General features: G+C 73.0%; 16 protein-coding genes. 12 read left to right on the top strand and 4 right to left on the bottom strand.

Annotation, left to right across the window (positions count from 1 at the left end; all coding sequences use genetic code 11):
• Positions 1-48 precede the first annotated feature (48 nt).
• Together F6W97_RS34470 and F6W97_RS34465 are read left to right on the top strand one after the other, a co-directional pair.
• Positions 49-624 carry a hypothetical protein gene (locus F6W97_RS34470; protein WP_155374730.1) on the top strand — a complete coding sequence of 192 codons (576 nt, stop codon included), beginning with the start codon at positions 49-51 and terminating at the stop codon, positions 622-624.
• A 178-nt stretch (positions 625-802) separates the two neighbouring features.
• Positions 803-2,056, top strand: a complete 1,254-nt coding sequence (locus F6W97_RS34465; protein WP_155374729.1) for an SUKH-3 domain-containing protein — start codon at positions 803-805, stop codon at positions 2,054-2,056.
• A gap of 108 nt (positions 2,057-2,164) precedes the next feature.
• Here the strand turns inward: F6W97_RS34465 and F6W97_RS34460 are convergent, their stop codons facing one another.
• Positions 2,165-3,523: an SUKH-3 domain-containing protein gene (locus tag F6W97_RS34460; RefSeq protein ID WP_155374728.1), complete on the bottom strand. Its 1,359-nt coding sequence runs from the start codon at positions 3,521-3,523 to the stop codon at positions 2,165-2,167.
• A gap of 122 nt (positions 3,524-3,645) precedes the next feature.
• Between F6W97_RS34460 and F6W97_RS34455 the strand changes: the two genes are divergently transcribed.
• Positions 3,646-4,311, top strand: coding sequence for a DUF2567 domain-containing protein (locus F6W97_RS34455; RefSeq protein WP_155374727.1), 666 nt, complete (start codon positions 3,646-3,648; stop codon positions 4,309-4,311).
• Here the strand turns inward: F6W97_RS34455 and F6W97_RS34450 are convergent.
• Positions 4,281-4,964, bottom strand: a complete 684-nt coding sequence (locus F6W97_RS34450) for an LON peptidase substrate-binding domain-containing protein (protein WP_155374726.1) — start codon at positions 4,962-4,964, stop codon at positions 4,281-4,283. The two genes, F6W97_RS34455 and F6W97_RS34450, sit on opposite strands and share 31 nt — an antisense overlap.
• A 142-nt stretch (positions 4,965-5,106) precedes the next feature.
• Here F6W97_RS34450 and hisD point away from each other — a divergent pair, with 142 nt between their 5' ends.
• The 6 genes from hisD to priA all read left to right on the top strand — a co-directional run bounded on the left by hisD (position 5,107) and on the right by priA (position 10,000).
• Positions 5,107-6,447 (top strand): histidinol dehydrogenase, encoded by a 1,341-nt coding sequence (gene hisD / locus F6W97_RS34445; RefSeq protein WP_155374725.1) that lies wholly within the window; start codon positions 5,107-5,109, stop codon positions 6,445-6,447.
• The gene (locus F6W97_RS34440; protein WP_155374724.1) at positions 6,444-7,523 is read left to right on the top strand and encodes a histidinol-phosphate transaminase; all 1,080 of its coding nucleotides are present in this window, start codon (positions 6,444-6,446) and stop codon (positions 7,521-7,523) included. Before hisD ends, F6W97_RS34440 begins: the two co-directional genes overlap by 4 nt.
• On the top strand, positions 7,520-8,143 hold the full coding sequence (hisB, locus tag F6W97_RS34435; protein ID WP_155374723.1) for an imidazoleglycerol-phosphate dehydratase HisB: 624 nt from the start codon (positions 7,520-7,522) through the stop codon (positions 8,141-8,143). The genes F6W97_RS34440 and hisB overlap by 4 nt, the downstream gene beginning before the upstream one ends.
• Positions 8,144-8,210: 67 nt before the next feature.
• On the top strand, positions 8,211-8,834 hold the full coding sequence (hisH, locus tag F6W97_RS34430; RefSeq protein WP_155374722.1) for an imidazole glycerol phosphate synthase subunit HisH: 624 nt from the start codon (positions 8,211-8,213) through the stop codon (positions 8,832-8,834).
• A 111-nt stretch (positions 8,835-8,945) separates the two neighbouring features.
• On the top strand, positions 8,946-9,278 hold the full coding sequence (locus F6W97_RS34425; RefSeq protein WP_155374721.1) for a hypothetical protein: 333 nt from the start codon (positions 8,946-8,948) through the stop codon (positions 9,276-9,278).
• The gene (priA, locus tag F6W97_RS34420) at positions 9,278-10,000 is read left to right on the top strand and encodes a bifunctional 1-(5-phosphoribosyl)-5-((5-phosphoribosylamino)methylideneamino)imidazole-4-carboxamide isomerase/phosphoribosylanthranilate isomerase PriA (protein ID WP_155374720.1); all 723 of its coding nucleotides are present in this window, start codon (positions 9,278-9,280) and stop codon (positions 9,998-10,000) included. The genes F6W97_RS34425 and priA overlap by 1 nt, the downstream gene beginning before the upstream one ends.
• Positions 10,001-10,098: 98 nt before the next feature.
• Here the strand turns inward: priA and F6W97_RS34415 are convergent, their stop codons facing one another.
• The gene (locus tag F6W97_RS34415; RefSeq protein ID WP_155374719.1) at positions 10,099-11,007 is read right to left on the bottom strand and encodes a LysR family transcriptional regulator; all 909 of its coding nucleotides are present in this window, start codon (positions 11,005-11,007) and stop codon (positions 10,099-10,101) included.
• A gap of 72 nt (positions 11,008-11,079) precedes the next feature.
• On the opposite strand from F6W97_RS34415, the gene F6W97_RS34410 reads away from it, so the two are divergent.
• Together F6W97_RS34410 and hisF are read left to right on the top strand one after the other, a co-directional pair.
• Complete coding sequence (locus tag F6W97_RS34410) at positions 11,080-12,036, top strand: EamA family transporter (protein ID WP_155374718.1); 957 nt, start codon at positions 11,080-11,082, stop codon at positions 12,034-12,036.
• Positions 12,033-12,791, top strand: a complete 759-nt coding sequence (gene hisF / locus F6W97_RS34405; RefSeq protein WP_155374717.1) for an imidazole glycerol phosphate synthase subunit HisF — start codon at positions 12,033-12,035, stop codon at positions 12,789-12,791. The genes F6W97_RS34410 and hisF overlap by 4 nt, the downstream gene beginning before the upstream one ends.
• A gap of 186 nt (positions 12,792-12,977) precedes the next feature.
• Here hisF and F6W97_RS34400 read toward each other — a convergent pair whose 3' ends face one another.
• Complete coding sequence (locus F6W97_RS34400) at positions 12,978-13,703, bottom strand: Bax inhibitor-1/YccA family protein (RefSeq protein WP_155374768.1); 726 nt, start codon at positions 13,701-13,703, stop codon at positions 12,978-12,980.
• A gap of 245 nt (positions 13,704-13,948) precedes the next feature.
• Between F6W97_RS34400 and F6W97_RS34395 the strand changes: the two genes are divergently transcribed.
• Positions 13,949-17,077, top strand: a complete 3,129-nt coding sequence (locus tag F6W97_RS34395; RefSeq protein WP_196279444.1) for an efflux RND transporter permease subunit — start codon at positions 13,949-13,951, stop codon at positions 17,075-17,077.
• Positions 17,078-17,085: the final 8 nt, after the last annotated feature.

Below are 17,085 nucleotides of genomic sequence, written 5' to 3'. Positions count from 1 at the left end.
CCGCCGCCCGGTCGCGGCATACCCCTACGGCGACGTCCCGGAGGACAGGTGGACCAGGCACGCGCCCGGACCGAGCGGCTGGTCGCGCGACTCCGCGAGGTGACCTGGGAGGAGGACCTCGCCCGCAATGGTTCGCGGATCGCGCTCATGCAGGAGTACCTGCGCCGGTCCGCCCTGTGGGCGCGGGCGCTGGACCGGGCGGACCAGTGGCCGTTCTTCGACATCGCGGCGGCCGTCGACCCGAGTGCCCGGCTCGACGAGGAGTTCGTGGGTTCGGTGCTGGACGGGCTGGAGGGGCGCGGCCTGCGGCCGCTCGACCGGCGCGTCATCCGGTACATGCTCGACTTCAGCGCCCTGCCGGCGTGGCCGGCGAACCTGCCCGACCCGTTCGATCCGCTGCTCGCGGTGTACGAACGCGGCGGCTCCTTCAGTCGCTCGGCGGGCAGCATCCGGATCGGTGTCGGCGACGGAGTACCGGCGCGGAGGTTGGCGAGCCACGCGCGGCGCGCCCCGGCGGAGGAGCTGGGCCCGGCGGCGCTGGATGCGCTGGACAGGGCATGGGAGGAGCACCGTGCCGAGGTCGCGCGCCGGGTACGTGCGGCGGGTCAGCTGCCGGGCGGCTGATCGGGTCGTCCGTGAGACGCGCGTTGCCGCACTGGAGCATGGCGACCGAGGCGGGCCGGGAATTCACGATGATCGTGGGTCTACATTGGACATGTTACCGGGATCGCCCCTGCCCATGGCAGGGTGAAACCCGGCCCGCGCCCGGCGCGGCCCGGATCGTGCAGGGGAAGGGACTCCGATGACCGTCACGGCGCAGGACGCGCAGCGAGTGGCAGAGCAGCTGGCCCGAGGGGCGGGCGGCTCGCACCGGCCCTACGTCGCCGAGTTCCCCGAGTGCTTCATCGTCTGGACGCTGCCCGACAGCGACGGCCCGCCCGAGCCCGGGGCGGGCGCGCGGGTGGTCATCGACCGGCAGGACGCACGGGTCAGCACCTACCCGTCGGTCCCGCTGGAGCACGTGCGCCGCCTGCACCGGCAGCACCGGGCCGAGCAGGAGCAGGCCGCCCCGGTGACCGCCGACCCGCTGGCGGCGCTGCGGCGGCTGGGTGGCGGCTCGGCTCCCGGGGTCGCGGTGCGCATGGTGCCCGGCGACGGCCTGCCGCGCGAGACGACCGGCGCCAAGGGCGACCAGGTGCTCAACCACCACCCGCTGGTGGTCAAGTGGCTGGCGGTGCAGTCCCCGGGTTCGCTGGTACGCGGCACCCGCCGGCACGCCGAGCTGATCGTGCTGTCCGACTGGCTGCACGAGCTGGAGCACGCGGCGGTGTCCCGGGGCGAGCCGGGCTTGAACATCGCGCAGGTGCGGTCCGCCGCGCAGCAGGTGCAGGAGCTGCGGCTGACCCTGATCCGCGACCCGGGGGACCCGCTCGCCGGGACTCCGGCCGGGCCGTGCGACACCTGCCTGGCCGCCTGGATCCACTTCGGGCTCGCGCCCGCGTCCGCCGCAGTCGGGCCGGTCGAGCCGGTCGCGCCGCCGACGGGCATCCCGGGGCCGCTGGCGAACCTGTCCCCGGACGTGGCGGCGACGCTGGCCGCGGGCGGCTGGGACGTGCCGCTCAAGCTCGACGGGCGCATCGTGTCCGCGACCGAGTGGGCCGAGCTGTCGGTGCGGGCGCTGGGGGAGTACGGGCATCCGCCGCTGGAGCCGCTGCGCGCCGCGATCGAGAAGTTCCCGTACCTGGTCTCGGTGCGGCGCGGGCCGGGGGTCGCGCACTGGGTGCGCCCGTTCGAGCTGGGGGCTGACCTGGTCGGCGCGACGGCGGCGTCGCTGGCCGACTTCGGGCGGGTGATCGGCACCCAGCTGGCCCCGATCGGGGCTGAGCAGGCCGGCGACGCGATCATCGCGGTGGACGCGAACGGCCAGGTGTGGGTCCTGGACCAGGCCGGCGAGTGGTACGCCGGCCCCGACCTGGACACCGCCTTCGTCGTCCTCCTCCAGGGCCACCCGATGCCCCGCGTCCGCGACGACGGCACCCTCGAACCCCCGGCCTGACCCGGCCCTCGCCCGCCCCCGCCCCCTGCGGCGCTGATCATGAAGTTGTGGCGATGACACGCCGTCGAGCCGTGCCATAAGTTCATGATCAACGCGGGGCGGGGGGGCCTACCAGGTGCCGTTGGTGCGCAGGCGCGGGGTGGAGCGGCCGATGAGCAGGGTTTGGACGGCGTCGTCGAGGGTGGGGCCGAGGTACCAGGCGCCGGCGTGGTCGATGGCGAATACGCGGTGGTGCTGGTCGACGGCGAGGATGGAGTGCAGGCCGCCGGCCTCGCCGCCGATGGGGAACAGCCGCGCACCCAGGCGCTCGGCGAGGTCGCCCAGTGTGTCGGCGGTCTGCTCCCGGGTCCACACGTCGAGGGTGAACGACTCCACGCGCTGGGCCGCGCCGCTCTGGCTCTGCAGCACGGGGTGGAACGGCGCGTACGGCTCCAGCAGGTCCACCAGGAACGGCAGCGTGGGCAGCCGGTGGCGGGCCCCGGGCACGGCGATCGTGGCGGCCACCGCCTCGGCCGTGATCGCCCGCAGGGCGGCCCGGCCGACCGCGCCGCGCTGCGGCGGCTCCGGGCGGACCAGGTCGCGCGGCAGCTCACCGGGCATGCCCAGGCTCACCAGCACGGTGCCGCAGGTGTGGCAGGAGGCGGCGGGCGCGGGGCGGTCCGGGTCGGTGCCTTCGCGCAGCAGGTGCAGCCGCAGCGTCGCGCCGACGAGCTGGCGGGCGGCCCAGGCGGGGTCGGTGTGCGCCGCCCCGCCGAGTTCGAACAGGGCCTTGGACACCACGATCAGGTCGGGGTGGCGGTGCGCGCCGCGGGTGCGGCTGCCGGGCGGGATGGCGGCGAGCGCCTGCAGGACGGCCGGGTGGTGCACGGGTTCGGCGTCGGCGGTGTGCCCGAGCGCCTGGAACGTCCGGCCGACCACTTCGAGCGTGGCCACCACCTGCGGCAGTGCGGGAGCGGGCGCGCCGGGGCTGAGCCGGGCCAGCCGTGCCGCCAGTGCGGCGGCGCGCCGGTCCTGCTCGTCGGCGGACAGCCGGGGCGGCCCGAACGGGGAGGACGTCATGGCCGCGTTGGGCGGGGGCGGGCCCGGGGTCAGCGAGAGCGGATCGACCGGGGTGGCGAACGTGGGCGGCAGCGGCGGGGGCATCGTGCCGACCGCGCCGGGCGGGGGCGTGGGCAGCGCAACGGCGGGGTACGCAGCCTGGGCCGTCGCGGCGGGGCCGGTGTACCGGCTCATCGCGACCTGCGGCGGCAGGCCGGGCACGACGGTCAGCGCACCGGTCTCCCGATCGATGATCACGGTCTCGCCGTCGCCGGGCTCGGGCACCGGGCCGCCGGCCGGGCGCGGCGACCAGACCACCCAGCCGCCCGGGAACTCGGTCAGCCGGGGCTCGCACTCGTAGCCGCGGCGCAGGGTCTCGGCGACGGCCCAGTGCCGCGCGATCTCCTGCAGCCGTTCCTGTGAAATCATTGCGGCTCCCGCGTTCGGCGATCGGTCTGGACAACTTATCGCAGCAGGGCACGAAGGGAGGGATCCCGCCCATCCGTGCCCGGACGCGGACCCGGCCGCGCTGAGGGGACTACGGTTCGAACATGCTTTCCGACGACACATCGCAGTACCCGGGCCCGATCGAGCCGGGCCGGCCCGCGTCGTCGCAGCGCGGCGGCCTCGGCGCGGACGTGCTCTGGGCGCTGGCGCTGGCGGCCGTGATCGCCGTGCTGGGGCTGGGGCTGGGCCTGCTGTGGCACGCGCTCGCGCCGACCCTGCCGCTGCGCATCGTCGAGGAGGGCGCGGTCTACACCTCGCCCGAGCCGGAGGAGCTGGCCGCCGCCGAGGGCTGGTTCGTGCTGCTGGGCCTCGGGTTCGGGCTGCTGTGCGCGATCGCCGCCTGGGTGCTGCTACCCGCGCGCCGGGGGCCGATCCAGCTGGCCGGTCTGCTGGTGGGCACCCTGATCGCGGGCTGGGCGGCATGGTGGCTGGGGCACGACATCGGGCTGGCCGCCTACCAGGACAAGCTGGCGAACGCGCCGGTGGACACGCTGATCGAGCGTCCGGTGGACCTGCGCGCGGTGAAGAAGCTGACCTTCTTCCCGTACGCGGTCGGGGGCGCCCTGCTCATCCCGGCGCTCGCCGCGGTGGTGACCTACGCGCTGGCCGCGGCCTGGTCGCGTTTCCCCTCGCTGCGCCGCCACGAGGACGAGCAGGAGTGGGCCGACCGCGACGACGATCAGTTCATCGCGGGCGCCGGGCCGAGCTGAGACAGCTGCGCCGGCACCGCCCGGACCTCGCGCAGCAGCGCGGTCTCCCGGGCCAGCATGGTCAGCTCGTGCCGCAGCCTGGTGGCCGGGTCCGGGGCGGACAGCAGCTGCTGGCGATCGCCGACGGTCAGTGACGCGCTGGCCGCGACCAGGTTGGACAGCACGGTCGGGTCGTCGGGCAGCTGGTCGTCGGGACCGCCGCGCAGCACGCCCAGGTACTCCCGGAACGCGGCCAGCACCCGGGGCGCGAGCCGGTCGGCCAGCTCGTCGGGGGCCGGCTCGGGCAGCCACTCCACGCCGACCACCGGATACGGGTGCGGGCTGGGCACGAAACCGGTGATGCGGAACCGGCGCGCGCCGACGGTGACGATGTCGAACTTGCCGTCGGGCAGCTCGGTGATCTGACGCAGCTGCGCCACGCAGCCGACCTCGTGCACCACCACCTCGGAGGTGGCGACGCCGTCGTGCGGCGGGGGCATGACCTCCAGGCCGCGCTCGATGGCGACCACGCCGAACTCGCGCGCAGTGCCGTCGGGCAGCTCCATCAGGTTGCGCATCAGCGTGCGCCAGCGCTCCTCGAAGATGTGCAGCGGCAGCACCAGGCCCGGGAAGAGCACCGTGCCCAGCGGGAACAGCGGCAGCGTCCCGGTCATTGGCAGAGCCTAACGCCGGAGTGTGTCAACGGCCGATGCCGTAGGCCACCGAAATGGGCGCGTGCCGCAGTGGCCCGGGTCACTGTCCCAGTGCCTGGGCGTGCGCGCCGCCGCGTGCGGGTGCGCCAGTAGACTTTGGGAGGTGTTGACCCGTATCGACCTGCGTGGACGTGACATCGATCCGCGTAACCTGCTGCCCCGTGCCCAGATCGACGTCAGCCAGGCGGTGGAGCAGATCCGCCCGCTGGTCGACGGGGTGCGCGAGCATGGCGTCGAGGCGGTCAAGGAAGCGACGCATCGGCTCGACGGGGTGGACCTGGCCGCGTTGCGGGTGCCGGCGGAAGCGATCAAGGAAGCCGAGCAGGCGCTGGAGCCCGAGGTGCGGGCCGCCCTGCTGGAGGTGATCGCGCGCACCCGCAAGGTGCACGCCGACCAGCGCCGCAGCGACCACACCACCCAGGTGGTGCCCGGCGGCACGGTGACCGAGCGCTGGCTGCCGGTGTCCCGGGTCGGCCTCTACGTGCCCGGCGGCCTGGCCGTCTACCCGTCGACCGTGGTCATGAACGTGGTCCCGGCCCAGGCCGCGGGCGTGCCCAGCCTGGTCGTCGTCAGCCCGCCGCAGAAGGCGACCGGGCTGCCCGACGCGCGGGTGCTGGCCGCGTGCGCGCTGCTGGGCGTCGACGAGGTGTACGCCGTCGGCGGCGCGCAGGCCGTGGCGATGCTCGCCTACGGCACCCGCGGCACCGCCGACCCGGAGCGCGAGCTGCCCGCCCACGACGACTGCGCGCCGGTCGACCTGATCACCGGCCCCGGCAACCTGTGGGTCACCGCGGCCAAGCGCCTGGTGCGCGGCGTGGTCGGCATCGACGCCGAGGCCGGGCCGACCGAGATCGCGATCCTCGCCGACGACACCGCCGACCCGGCGCACGTCGCGGCCGACCTGATCAGCCAGGCCGAGCACGACCCGATGGCGGCCAGCGTGCTGGTCACCGACTCGCCCGCGCTGGCCGACGCGGTCGACGCGGAGCTTTCGGCGCGGGTGGCCCGCACCAAGCACAGCGAGCGGGTGACCATCGCGCTGAGCGGGCCGCAGTCGGCCACCGTGCTGGTCGACGACCTGGCGCAGGGGCTGCGGGTGGTCGACGCGTACGCCGCCGAGCACCTGGAGATCCAGACCCGCGACGCCCGGGAGTGGGCTATGCGGGTGCGCAACGCCGGGGCGATCTTCGTGGGGGCGTACGCGCCGGTGTCGCTCGGCGACTACTGCGCCGGCTCCAACCACGTGCTGCCCACCGCGGGCTGCGCCCGGCACAGCTCGGGCCTGTCCGTGCAGTCGTTCCTGCGCGGCATACACGTCGTGGAGTACACGGCCGACGCGCTGCGCGACGTGGCCCACCACGTGGTGGCCCTGGCCAACGCCGAGGACCTGCCCGCGCACGGCGAGGCCGTGACCGCGCGCTTCGAGGACGGGAGCGCGGCATGAGCGCCGAGTGGGTGCAGGAGCTGCTGCGCGAGGACCTGCGCGGGCTCAGCGCGTACGGTGCGCCGCAGCTGGACGTGCCGGTGCGGCTGAACACGAACGAGAACTCGTACCCGCTGCCCGACGAGGTGGTGCGGGCGGTGAGCCGGGCGATCACCGGGGAGATCGCGGACCTGAACCGCTACCCCGACCGCGACGCCGTGAAGCTGCGCGCCGACCTGGCCGCCTACTGCGGGCACGGGCTGACCGCCGAGCAGCTGTGGGCCGCCAACGGCTCCAACGAGGTGCAGCAGCAGCTGTTCCAGGCGTTCGCGGGGCCGGGTCGCACCGCGCTGGGCTTCGGCCCGGCGTACTCGATGCATCCGCTGCTCGCTGTCGGCACCGCCACCACCTGGGTCGACGGCCGCCGTGACGCGGACTTCGGGCTGACCGTGGAGCACGCGGTCGCGCAGGTCCGGGAGCACCGGCCCGCGCTGACGCTGCTGTGCTCGCCGAACAACCCGACCGGCACCGCGCTGGACTTCGCCGTGATCGAGGCGGTGCTCGCCGAAACGAGCGGCCTGGTCGTGGTGGACGAGGCGTACGCCGAGTTCCGCCGCCCCGGCACGCCCAGCGCGCTGGAGCTGCTCGACAGGCACCCGCGGCTGGTGGTCAGCCGCACCATGAGCAAGGCGTTCGCCTTCGCCGGGGCGCGGGTCGGCTACCTCGCCGCGCACCCGGCGGTGATCGAGGCGGTGCAGCTGGTGCGCCTGCCGTACCACCTCTCCGCGCTCACCCAGGCCGCCGCCCGCGCCGCGCTCGCACACGCGGACGTGCTGCTCGGCACCGTCGAAGCGATCAAGGCGCAGCGCGACCGCATCGTCGCGGAACTGCGCGCGGGCGGCTGGACCGTGGCCGACTCGGACGCGAACTTCGTCCTGTTCGGACGGTTCGCCGACCAGAAGACCGCCTGGCGTAGCCTGCTCGACCAGGGAGTGCTGGTCCGCGACGTGGGCCTGCCGGGCTGGCTGCGCGTCACCGCGGGCACCGAGGAAGAGACCTCCGCCTTCCTGGCGGCTATGAAGGAGTTGGCAGCATGAGGACCGGACGGGTCGAGCGGGTCACCAAGGAGACCAAGGTCCTCGTCGAGATCGACCTCGACGGCACGGGCCGGGGCGAGATCAGCACCGGGGTCGGCTTCTTCGACCACATGCTGAACCAGATCGCCCGGCACGGCGGCTTCGACCTCACCGTGCGCACCGAAGGCGACCTTGAGATCGACGCGCACCACACCATGGAGGACACCGCCCTCGCCCTCGGTGAGGCGTTCGCGCAGGCGCTCGGCGACAAGGCGGGCATCCGCCGGTACGGCGACGCGGTCGTGCCGATGGACGAGGTGCTGGTGCAGGCCGCGGTCGACCTGTCGGGGCGGCCGTACGTGGTGCACGACGAGCCGGAGAACATCGCCGACTACATCAACCCCGGCAGCGGGCCGGTCTACCCGACCTCGATGACGCGCCACATCTTCGAATCGTTCGGGCAGACCGCGCGGATCACGCTGCACGTGTCGGTGCTGCGGGCCTCCCGCCCGGGGCAGAAGCCCGACGCGCACCACGTCATCGAAGGCCAGTTCAAGGCGCTGGCCCGCGCCCTGCGTACCGCGGTGGAGATCGACCCCCGCAGCGCGGGCACGGTCCCCAGCACGAAGGGTGTCCTGTGAGCGCGCGCGGCGAGCTCATCGGCCGGGCTCGGATTCACGCCGCCGACGAGCGCAGCGAGGAGGAGGCATGAGCCCGAAGGTGACGGTGCTCGACTACGGCTCGGGCAACCTGCGCTCGGCGCAGCGGGCGCTGGAGGCGGCCGGCGCGGACGTGGTCGTCACCGAGGACCTGGCCGCCGCCGAGCGGGCCGACGGCCTGGTCGTGCCGGGCGTGGGCGCGTTCGCCGCGTGCATGGCGGGCATCGAGGCCGCGCAGGCCGGGCCGGTGATCGCCGACCGGGTCATGACCGGGCGGCCCGTGCTGGGCATCTGCGTCGGCGCGCAGATCATGTTCGACTCCGGCGACGAGCACGGCGTGGTCACCAAGGGCCTGGGCCTGCTGCCCGGCGCGGTGACCCGGCTGGCCGCACGCCGGGTGCCGCACATGGGCTGGAACCTGCTCGACGCGCCGGCCGGCTCGACGCTGTTCACCGGCGTCGACGCGGACGCGCGCTGCTACTTCGTGCACTCCTACGCCGCGCTGCCCAACGCCGAGCTGGACGCGGTCGCGCTGGTCACGACCTCGACCCATGAGCACGCGACGTTCGTCGCCGCCGCGGAGCGGGGGCCGCTGGCGGTCGCCCAGTTCCACCCGGAGAAGTCCGGGGCCGTCGGCGCACGGGTGCTGCGGAACTGGATCGCCACGTTGTGAACCCGCTCGTTAGGCTCGCCCCGACGTCGAGGGCGATGGAGTGGGCATGAGCGAGCGGATCGAGTGGAGCGGTGCGGCTCCGGCGCGAGCCGGGCACGGCGGAGCTGACGCATGAGCAAGGAGCGGAAGCTGCGCCGGGAAGCGCGCGAGGAGGCGGCCCGCAAGGCTGTGGCCGTCGAGGAGCGCCGGGCGGGCCGCCGGATGGCGCGTCGCGCCGCGTGGCGGCGGCTCAGCCTGTATGAACTGCGCAAGCGCCGTACCGGCCGGTTGTCGGCACGGCGCAGCGCGGCCGAGCGGGCCGGGGTCGCCATCGTGGCGGCGCTGGCGCTGTTCGTGATCTGGACGCTGGTGCCGTCGACGGCGCTGGCCCTGGCGCTGTCACTGCTGCTGGCGCTGACCCTGCCCGTGTTCGTGATCGTCGCATTCGATCGAAGGAGTTCCTGATGGCCCTGGATCTGCTGCCCGCCGTCGACGTCGTCAACGGCCAGGCGGTGCGCCTGGAACAGGGCGCCGCTGGGAGCGAGACGTCGTACGGCGAGCCGCTGGCCGCCGCGCTGGACTTCCAGGCGGCCGGAGCGCAGTGGATCCACGTCGTCGACCTCGACGCCGCGTTCGGCCGGGGCTCCAACGCGGCGCTGCTGGCCGAGCTGGTCGGGCGGGTGGACATCAAGGTCGAGCTGTCCGGCGGCATCCGCGACGACGCCTCGCTGACCGCGGCCCTGGCCACCGGCGCGGCCCGGGTCAACATCGGCACCGCGGCGCTGGAGGACCCGGCGTGGTGCGACCGGGTCGTCGGCGAGTACGGCGACCGGGTCGCGGTCGGGCTCGACGTGCGTGGGCGGGTGCTGTCCTCGCGCGGCTGGACCCGGGAGGGCGGCGACCTGTTCGAGGTGCTGGAGCGGCTCGACAAGGCCGGGTGCGCGCGGTACGTGGTCACCGACATCCTCAAGGACGGCATGTTGCAGGGCCCGAACCTGCAGCTGTACCGCGACATCTGCGCCGCGACCTCGGTGCCCGTGATCGCGTCCGGTGGGGTGTCGACGCTGGACGACCTGCGTGCGCTGGCCACGCTGGAGCCGGTCGGCGTCGAGGGCGTCATCACCGGCAAGGCCGTGTACTCGGGGGCGTTCACGATCCCGGAGGCGCTGGCCGCCCTGGGCGGCTGAGCCGTTTTCATAGACGTTGGCCTATTACATCGAGTTTGATCATCAAATTATCGATGTAATAGGCCAACGTCTATAAGGGGCCGGGTCGGCGGGCGGGGTCAGGCGCCGGCGCGGGCGGTGGTGCGGGTGGACCAGGCGTTGGTGACGGCTTCGAGCACGGCTCTGACGGCGGGGCGCTGGTAGTGGGCGGTGCGCCAGGTGACGCTGACGCGGCGGGTGGGGACCGGGTCGACGGGCACCACGGCGGTGCCCGGGGCGGTGGTGATCCGGGCCAGGCGGGGCAGCAGGGCGACGCCCAGGCCCGCGGCGACCAGCGCCTGCTGCGTCTCGAACTCGCCGACCAGGTAGGCGGGGCGCAGGCCGGGCAGGGCGCGGACCAGCCAGTCGTGGCAGATGGTGCCCTCCGGCGAGGCGATCCAGCGCTCGTTCGCGGCCCGGTCCAGCGGGCCGGGTCCGGCTGTCGCGAGCGGGTGGTCGGCGGGCACGACCAGGTCGGCGGTGTCCTCGCCGAGCACGGTCGAGGAGACGCCGGGAGGCAGGTGCAGGCGCACCTCGCGCCAGTCGTCGATCACGGCGACGTCGACGCGGCCGCGGTCGAGGGCCTGGAGCGCCTCGTACGGGTTGGTCTCCACGACCCGGGGGCGCAGGCGCGGATACGACGTGGCCAGTGCGGTCAGGGCGGGCGGCAGCAGGCCGCGGCAGGCGGTGGCGAAGCAGGCGACGGTGACCTCGCCGACGACCTCGCCGCGGTAGGCGTCCAGGGCGGCGGTGGCGGTGTCGGCGGCGGCCAGCACCAGGGCCGCGTGTTCGGCCAGCAGCCGACCGGCGTCGGACAGGCGCAGCCCGCGGCCGTCCTTGTGGCACAGCACCGTGCCGGTCTCCCGTTCCAGCTTGGAGAGCTGCTGCGACACGGCGGACGGGGTGCAGTGCAGGGCGGCCGCGGCGGCGTGCACGGTGCCGTGGCGGGAGAGCGCGTCGATGGCGCGCAGGCGACCGAGATCGAGCATGTAGCGATTCTAAACGAATACTGAAGAACTATTCGCTGGTGCTGCACAGTTGTCGGGGCTGAGACTCGGCTCATGAAACCCAGGGACATCATGCTGGCCGTGGCCGTCGCCGCCGCGTGGGGCTGCAACTTCGTGGCGATCGAGGTCGGCCTCGGGCAGATGCCGCCGCTGCTGTTCGGCGCTATGCGCTTCGCCCTGGCCGCGTTTCCGGCGGTGCTGCTGATCGGCGGTCCGCGTACGCCCTGGCGATGGGTGCTCGGGATCGGCCTGGTGCTGGGCGTGGTCAAGTTCTCGCTGCTGTTCGCGGGCATCGCCGCAGGGCTGCCGGCCGGGCTGTCCTCGCTGCTGCTGCAGAGCCAGGCGATCTTCACTACGGTGTTCGCCGTCGCGCTGCTGCGGGAACGGCCCGGCCTGCGCCAGTGGGCCGGGCTCGGAGTGGCCGTGCTGGGCGTCGGGCTGGTCGCCTCCCGGCTCGGGTCGGACCGGCCGGTGGAGGGGTTCGTGCTGGTGCTGGCCGCGGCCGTGGCGTGGAGCGTCTCCAACATCATGATGCGCCGGGCCGCCCCGCCGGACATGCTGCGCTTCATGGTCTGGGTGTCGGCGGTGGCGACGCTGCCGCTGTTCGCGCTGTCGCTGCTGTTCGAAGGGCCGACCCGGGTCGGTGCGGCACTGTCCGGGCTGGACCTGTCCGGGCTCGGCGCGCTGGTCTACATCGCGGGTGTCTCCACCCTGGCGGGATTCGCCGGGTGGGGTGTGCTGATCAAGCGGTACGGCGCGGCCACGGTGGCCCCGTTCTCGATGCTCGTCCCGTTCTTCGGGATGAGTTCGGCGGCCCTGTTCCTGGGCGAGCCGCTGCAGGCGGGCGACGTGATCGCCGGAGCGCTGGTGATCGGGGGAGTGCTGCTCGGGGCTACCGGCGGCGGCCGGGTCGCGGACTCGGCGGCCGGCGCGGACGGGCGCCACGCCGTGTCCCACGAGCCGGACCAGCGCCTCGCCGCGGCGGGACGGCAGGTAGCGTCGGGCGCATGAGTGTCGCGGTGCGGGTCATCCCCTGTCTGGACGTGGACGCCGGGCGGGTGGTGAAGGGGGTCAACTTCGTCGACCTGCGCGACGCCGGTGACCCGGTGGAGCTGGCGGCGGCGTACGACGCGGCCGGCGCCGACGAGATCACCTTCCTCGACGTGTCCGCCTCCGTCGAGGGGCGCGGCACCATGCTCGACGTGGTCCGGCGTACCGCGGAGACGGTCTTCATCCCGCTGACCGTGGGTGGCGGGGTGCGCTCGGTCGAGGACGTGGACGTGCTGCTGCGCGCGGGCGCGGACAAGGTCGGCGTCAACACCGCCGCGATCCACCGCCCCGAGCTGATCACCGAGATCGCCCGCCGCTTCGGCAACCAGGTGCTGGTGCTGTCGCTGGACGTACGGCGGCTCAAAGACGGCAGCGGGTTCGAGGTGACCACGCACGGCGGGCGCAAGTCGGCCGGGCTGGACGCGATCGAGTGGGCTCGCCGCGTCGCCGACCTGGGCGCGGGCGAGATCCTGCTGAACTCCATGGACGCCGACGGCACCAAGGAGGGCTTCGACCTCGAACTGATCAAGGAGGTCCGGGCCGTGGTCGACATCCCCGTGATCGCCTCCGGCGGCGCGGGCAAGGCCGCCGACTTCCCACCCGCCATCGACGCCGGAGCCGACGCCGTGCTCGCGGCCAGCGTCTTCCACTTCGGCGAGGTCACCATCGCAGAGGTCAAATCCGCCCTCCGCACCACCGGTCACCCCGTCCGCTGACCCCGCGCCGCCCCGCCGCGTCCGCTGACCCCGCGCCGCCGCCCCGCCGCGTCCGCGCCGCGTCCGTGCTCGCTCCCGGTCGAAGATCGCTGTTTCGTGTCCGAAACTGTGGTGTGACCCGACTTTCTGGCACGAAACAGTGATCTTCGACCCGCAGCGTTAAGAAGGTGCCCTTCCTTCGGCCTCTCAGCGGCCGCGGATGTAGCTGAGGAGGCGGAGGATCTGCCAGTAGAGGAAGATCAGGCCGACGAGCATGCCGAAGGCCAGGTACCAGCCGTAGCGGGGTGGCAGGCCGGCGGCGACCGCGCGTTCGACCTGGTCGAAGTCGACGACGAAGGTCAGCGCGCCGACGACGATGCAGACGACCGCGAACAGCACGCCCAGCGTGCCTGCCTGGTAGATCGGCAGGGCGTGGCCGAAGAAGCGCAGGGCCAGGTCGAGCAGGCTCAGGACCAGGATGCCGAGCAGCGCGCCCGTGATCACCTTGGTGAAGCGCTTGGTCGCGCGCAGGATGCGGGCCCGGTAGAGCGCGGCCATGGCGAAGAAGACTCCGAACGTGCCGACGACGGCCTGCACGACGATGCCGGGGAACTGCTGCTCCAGCTCGCGGCTGACCACGCCCAGGAAGACGCCCTGGAGTAGGGCGTACCCGCTGATCACGAGCGGGTTGGTGATCTGTTTGAAGGTGATCACCAGGGCGAGAACCAGGGTGGCCAGGGTCGAGCCGAGCACGGCGAGCCCGGTCCAGGCCGGGGCCTGCAGCAGGTTCCAGGCCGCGGCGGCGGCGGCCACGGTGACCGCGATGAGCACCAGGGTGCGCCCGCACACGCCGTCCAGGGTCAGGCCACGTCGCTGGTCGAGCACGACCGGCGCTTCGATCGGACGGGTGAGCACGGGATTGGAACTCTGCATCACCACGGACGTCCTCCGCTGACGACGTGACCGGCATTCTCAACCGGACATTAGCCGCCTAAGGGCGCTGAGACTGTGCGTTCACTGAGATATCTCTGAAATCCGAATGAGCCTCTCAATTGGGTCGGATGCGGATTACGGTCAGCTTATGCGTGTTGCGTGAACCGCGTTCGCGCCCCATCGGACGGATACACCTTCCGCTCCGCCGGTCGCTGGAAGGGAAGTCCACGGCCATGATCCGCTGGATGGTCAGCACCAGTCTCAAGTTCCGCCTCCTGATCCTGCCGCTCGCGGCGGCACTGCTGATCCTGGGTGCGGTGCGGCTCAAGAGCGCGCCCGTGGACGTGCTGCCCGAGTTCAGCGCGCCGCGGGTCGAGGTGCAGACCGAGGCGCTCGGCCTGTCCGCGGAGGAGGTCGAGCAGCTGATCACCGTGCCGCTGGAGTCCGATCTGCTCAACGGCGTCGCGTGGCTCGACCACATCAACTCCGAATCGGTGCCGGGGCTCTCCTCAGTGGAACTGATCTTCGAGCCGGGCACCGACGTCTACCGGGCCCGCCAGATGGTGCAGGAGCGGCTGACCCAGGCCGGCGCACTGCCCAACGTGTCCAGCCCGCCGGTGATGCTGCAGCCGCTGTCGTCCACCAACCGCGTCATGATGGTCGGCCTGACCTCCAAGGACGTCCCCCTCACCGAGATGTCGGTGCTGGCCCGCTGGGTCATCAAGCCGCGCCTGATCGGCGTGCCGGGCGTGGCCAACGTGGCGGTCTGGGGCAACCGCGAACGGCAGCTGCAGGTGCAGGTCGACCCGGCGAAGCTGCAGCAGAACGACGTGACGCTCAACCAGGTCATCTCCACCGCGGGCAACGCGCTGTGGGTCTCCCCGCTGACCTTCCTGGAGGCGTCGACCCCGGGCACCGGCGGCTTCATCGACACGCCCAACCAGCGCCTGGGCATCCAGCACATCCTGCCCATCCGCACCCCGCAGGACCTGTCCCAGGTGACCATCGAGAGCGAGGGTGGCGACAAGCGCCTGCGCCTGGGTGACGTGGCCACCGTGGTCGAGGACCACCAGCCGCTCATCGGCGACGCGCTCGTGGAGAGCGGCCCCGGCCTGATGCTCGTGATCGAGAAGCTGCCCGGCGCGAACACCATGCAGGTGACCAAGGACGTGCAGGCCGCGCTCGGCGCGATGAAGCCCGGCCTGACCGGCATCGAGATGAACACCAACGTGTACCAGCCGGCCGCCTTCATCGACCGGGCGCTGGACAGCTCCGCCCTGGTGGCGCTGCTCGGGCTGCTGCTGCTCGCGCTGGTGCTGGCGCTGTGCTTCTGGGAGTGGCGCACCGCGCTCACCGCGTTCTGCGCGGTCGTGGTGTCGGTGGCGCTGGCCTGGGTGGTGCTGAGCTTCGCCGGGTACGGGCTGAACCTGATGCTGCTGGCCGGGATCGTGCTGGGGGTGGTGTTCGCGATCGCGGACGCGGTCGGCGACGTCCGGCACATCGCGGGCCGGCTGCGGGAACGGCGGCTGTCGGGCAGCGAGGAGCCGGTGGGCCGCAGCATCTTCCAGGCGGCGCTCGAGGTGCGCAAGCCGATGGCGTACGCCACCGTCATCGCCCTGGTCGCCGCCGCACCGGTGCTGCTGCTGCCGGAGCTGACCGGGCTGTTCTTCCGCCCGCTGGCACTCGGCTTCATCGCGACCGTGCTGGCCTCGACGATCGTGGCGCTGACCCTCATCCCGGCCATGTCGCTGGTGCTGCTGCGCAACGCCGAGCTGGAACGGCACTCGTCGCCGCTGCTGCGCCTGGCGCACGACTGGTACCCGAAGTCGCTGTCGCCGGTGCTGCGCACCCCCGCGATCGCGTACGGGCTGGCCGGGCTGGTCGCGCTGGGCGGCGTGCTGGCCCTGTTCCAGCCGCTGGCCCAGACGGTGATGCCGTCGCTGCGCGAGCGCAGCCTGCTGGTGCACTGGGACACCACGCCCGGCACCTCCGGCATCGAGATGACCCGGATCACGGAGAAGGTGAGCAAGGATCTCCAGGCGCTGCCCGGGGTGCAGGCCGTCGGCGCGCACCTGGGCCGGGCGATCACCTCCGACCAGGTGGTGAACGTCAACTCCGGCGAGCTGTGGGTCAACATCGACCCGGCCGCCGACTACGGGGCCACCCGCGACGCCATCGCCTCCCTGGTGAAGAGCTACCCGGGGCTGGACACCGACGTGCTGACCTACCCGGAGGAGCGGATCACCCAGCTGCTCGGCGGCGACGAGGAGGCCGTGGTGGTGCGGGTGTACGGCCAGGACCTCGACGTGCTGCGGACCAAGGCGGCCGAGGTGCAGCAGATGCTGGGCACGGTCGACGGCGTGGTCAACCCGACCGCGGACCTGCCGGTGGAGGAGCCGACGGTGCGGGTCAAGGTGGACCTGGCCAAGGCGCAGCAGGCCGGCATCAAGCCCGGTGACGTACGCCGGGCCGCCGCCGCGATGCTGTCCGGCATCCAGGTCGGCAACCTCTTCGAGGACCAGAAGGTCTTCGAGGTCGTGGTCTGGGGCGCGCCGGAGGTGCGTAACAGCCTGTCGAGCATCCAGGACCTCAAAATCAACACCCCGGCGGGGCAGCAGATCAGGCTCGGCGACGTCGCCGACGTGTCGATCGCGCCGAGCCCGACCGTCATCGAGCGGGACTCGGTGTTCCGGTACGTCGACGTGAGCGCGGGCATCAAGGGACGCGACTACCGGGCCGTGGTCGGCGACGTCGAGTCCAAGCTGGCCGCCGTGCCGTTCCCGCTGGAGCACCACGCGGAACTGCTGGGCGCCTACGAGCACCAGCAGGAGAACCAGAACCGGCTGCTGCTGGTCGGCATCGCCGCGCTGATCGCGGTCTTCCTGCTGATGCAGGCGGCGATCGGCAGCTGGAAGCTCACCGCGCTGGCGTTCCTGGCGCTGCCGGTGGCGATGGCCGGTGGGCTGGTGACCGGGCTGATCACCGGTCTGTCGGCGATCACGACGCTGACCGCGCTGGTCGCCGTGGCCGCCATCACCGCCCGGTTCGTGCTCCAGATGGTGGGTCACATGCAGGCCCTCGAACGGCAGGGCGCGGAACCGTTCGGCCCCGGCCTGGTGGCGCGGGCGGCCCGCGAGCAGGCCGGTTCGATCCTGGTCACCGCGGTGTGCGCCGTCGCCCTGCTGCTGCCGCTGCTGTTGCTCGGCGGCCGGGCGGGCATGGAGCTGCTGCGGCCGATCGTGCTGGTCATGCTGGGCGGCCTGGTGGTGGCCGTGCTGCTCAGCCTCTTCGCCGTCCCCGCGCTGTACCTGCGGTTCGGGGCCGGCTCGCAGCGCGAGGATCTCGCGCTCAACACCGAGCCACGGTTGGGGTGAACACTGCG

Source organism: Catellatospora vulcania (assembly GCF_009720385.1).
Lineage (GTDB): Bacteria > Actinomycetota > Actinomycetes > Mycobacteriales > Micromonosporaceae > Catellatospora > Catellatospora vulcania.
Note: the sequence above shows the minus strand (reverse complement) of the source record. Positions and strands in the feature narration are given on the sequence as shown.

What these genes read in the sequence shown, in the direction of transcription:
- F6W97_RS34460 (WP_155374728.1), bottom strand. Translation starts at nt 3,523, where the DNA reads ATGATTTCACAGGAACGGCTGCAGGAGATCGCGCGGCACTGGGCCGTC.
- F6W97_RS34415 (WP_155374719.1), bottom strand. Translation starts at nt 11,007, where the DNA reads ATGCTCGATCTCGGTCGCCTGCGCGCCATCGACGCGCTCTCCCGCCAC.
- F6W97_RS34425 (WP_155374721.1), top strand. Translation starts at nt 8,946, where the DNA reads ATGAGCAAGGAGCGGAAGCTGCGCCGGGAAGCGCGCGAGGAGGCGGCC.
- F6W97_RS34465 (WP_155374729.1), top strand. Translation starts at nt 803, where the DNA reads ATGACCGTCACGGCGCAGGACGCGCAGCGAGTGGCAGAGCAGCTGGCC.
- hisB (WP_155374723.1), top strand. Translation starts at nt 7,520, where the DNA reads ATGAGGACCGGACGGGTCGAGCGGGTCACCAAGGAGACCAAGGTCCTC.
- F6W97_RS34395 (WP_196279444.1), top strand. Translation starts at nt 13,949, where the DNA reads ATGGTCAGCACCAGTCTCAAGTTCCGCCTCCTGATCCTGCCGCTCGCG.
- F6W97_RS34450 (WP_155374726.1), bottom strand. Translation starts at nt 4,964, where the DNA reads ATGACCGGGACGCTGCCGCTGTTCCCGCTGGGCACGGTGCTCTTCCCG.
- F6W97_RS34410 (WP_155374718.1), top strand. Translation starts at nt 11,080, where the DNA reads ATGAAACCCAGGGACATCATGCTGGCCGTGGCCGTCGCCGCCGCGTGG.
- hisH (WP_155374722.1), top strand. Translation starts at nt 8,211, where the DNA reads ATGAGCCCGAAGGTGACGGTGCTCGACTACGGCTCGGGCAACCTGCGC.
- F6W97_RS34455 (WP_155374727.1), top strand. Translation starts at nt 3,646, where the DNA reads ATGCTTTCCGACGACACATCGCAGTACCCGGGCCCGATCGAGCCGGGC.
- hisF (WP_155374717.1), top strand. Translation starts at nt 12,033, where the DNA reads ATGAGTGTCGCGGTGCGGGTCATCCCCTGTCTGGACGTGGACGCCGGG.
- priA (WP_155374720.1), top strand. Translation starts at nt 9,278, where the DNA reads ATGGCCCTGGATCTGCTGCCCGCCGTCGACGTCGTCAACGGCCAGGCG.
- F6W97_RS34400 (WP_155374768.1), bottom strand. Translation starts at nt 13,703, where the DNA reads ATGCAGAGTTCCAATCCCGTGCTCACCCGTCCGATCGAAGCGCCGGTC.
- F6W97_RS34440 (WP_155374724.1), top strand. Translation starts at nt 6,444, where the DNA reads ATGAGCGCCGAGTGGGTGCAGGAGCTGCTGCGCGAGGACCTGCGCGGG.